Raw genomic sequence first — 1,791 nt, 5'->3', positions numbered from 1 at the left:
GCCCCTATGTTCTTTGTCAAGCACGACGGGGTGGCTGCTGGGAACGTCGTGTGCGTCTCGTCGGGCTTGTAACGCTGGCGGCTAGGCTTCGGACATGAGGAGCGCGAAGCAATCCACGGTCCCGACTTGGCTGAGGGTCCTCGTGTGGTCAATCGCGATCGCGCTGGCGATCGTGGGGATTGTGTTGGCGGTGGTGTCGAGCAGTTTCTGGCCTCTGATCGCGTTCGCCGGTCTGGCCGTGCCGATGATGCCGATCGGGTCGATGAGGTCGTCGCGGCGGGCGGCTGCCGACCCGCGCTGAACTCTGGCTCCGTCCGGACGAAGCTCACGCGGCGATCGCGGTGGTGTGTGGCTGGTAGAGGGTGCCGTCGCGGAGCATGGCGTAGAGGACGTCCGATCGGCGTCTGGCGAGGGCGATGAGTGCTTGGTTGTGGCGTTTGCCTTGCGCGATCTTCCGGTCGTAGTAGGCGCGCGACTCGGGGTCGCGGAGCGCGGCGAACGCGGAGAGGAACATGGCCCGTTTCAGGATTTTGTTCCCGCGGCGGGACGGATGCTCACCCCGGATGGAGGCCCCGGATCTGCGGGTGACGGGTGCGAGGCCGGCGTAGGCGGCGAGGTGCCCGGCGGTCGGGAAGGTTCTGGTGGTGACTTCGGTGAGGAGCCGGGCTGCGGTCCTGACGCCGACTCCGGGCATGCTCGTCAGGACCGGCTGAAGAGGGTGCTGCTCGACGATCTTCTCGACCTCACCAGCGATCTCGTCCCGTTGCCTGCGCAGCGCGGCGAGCTGCTCCGCCAGCCGCGGGAGGACGAGCGCTGCCGCGTCGGTGCCGGTGACCACGACAGTCTGCTCACCGAGGGCGGTCACAATCTCGCCCGCCCAGACGCGACCCTTCCTCGGCGCGTTCTTGAGCAGCCGGTTCCCGAGCCTTTTCTCACCCGCTGATCGCATCGCCGCAGGGGACGGGTAGTGCTGCAGCAGGTCGAGCATCGCGGGATGGTCCAGCCGTGGCCCGATCACGCGTTCCAGCGCGGGGTGGATCTGGGTGAGAAGCCCGCGGATGCGGTTGCTGACTTGGGTGATCTGTCCGGCGAGGTCGTCGTCGAACCCGCAGAGCATCGACAGTTCCGCGACCTGCTCGTCCGCGACCTGGATCGAGCGGAGCGTGTGCGGCATCGTCCGTGCGGTCTCGGCGATGATCGCGGCGTCCCGCGCGTCGGTCTTCGCCTCGCCCGGGTGCAGATCGGCGATGCGCCGCATCGCCAGCCCGGGAAGGTAGCCGACCAGAGCCCCGAAAGCCTGCGCGACGGCGACCGGCAGCGCGCCGATCGTCGCCGGCTGATCCACGACCAGCAGCACGGTCCCGTGCGTCGCGAGCTGGTCGAGCACTGCCCGCAGTCGACGCTCGTCGTTCGGCAACGGCTTGTCGAACAGCCGCTCGCCGGCCCGATCGAGGGCGACGGCGTGGTGTTCGCCCTTGCCGACATCGAGCCCGACGAACACGCCGACCTCGTCGTATCTGTCGATACTGGTGACCACGTTGCCTCCGTTCGCTCCCGACGGCGTCCGCAGGCGGTGCGTCTCGGCATCCACGTTACGAACGGCCTCGAGCGTGCTCGGGCCTGGCCCCTATCAGCGATCACACACCGCCAACCAGGCCCGGTGACAACACCCCCCGGATCATCAAGGACAGGGGGCAGCAATCATGCCGGGCCCAGCAGGCCGTCACCGCCCAGCATCCTCCGCCAGACGGTCATGAAGAAAGTAACGGGGGGAGTCCGGGACCGGCGCCC

The 1,791-nt window shown here is 68.4% G+C and carries 2 protein-coding genes; one reads left to right on the top strand and one right to left on the bottom strand.

Going from position 1 to position 1,791, the window contains the following annotated elements; genetic code table 11:
* Positions 1-94: 94 nt before the first annotated feature.
* Positions 95-301 carry a hypothetical protein gene (locus B3587_RS07970; RefSeq protein ID WP_053548866.1) on the top strand — a complete coding sequence of 69 codons (207 nt, stop codon included), beginning with the start codon at positions 95-97 and terminating at the stop codon, positions 299-301.
* A gap of 24 nt (positions 302-325) precedes the next feature.
* Here B3587_RS07970 and B3587_RS07965 read toward each other — a convergent pair whose 3' ends face one another.
* Positions 326-1,525 (bottom strand): IS110 family transposase, encoded by a 1,200-nt coding sequence (locus B3587_RS07965; protein WP_228178676.1) that lies wholly within the window; start codon positions 1,523-1,525, stop codon positions 326-328.
* Positions 1,526-1,791: the final 266 nt, after the last annotated feature.

Origin of the sequence: Microbacterium sp. UBA837, from assembly GCF_002296025.1 — a bacterium.
Taxonomy (GTDB): Bacteria; Actinomycetota; Actinomycetes; order Actinomycetales; family Microbacteriaceae; genus Microbacterium.
The sequence above is the reverse complement of the archived record's forward strand: the minus strand, read 5'-3'. Positions and strand labels throughout refer to the sequence as shown.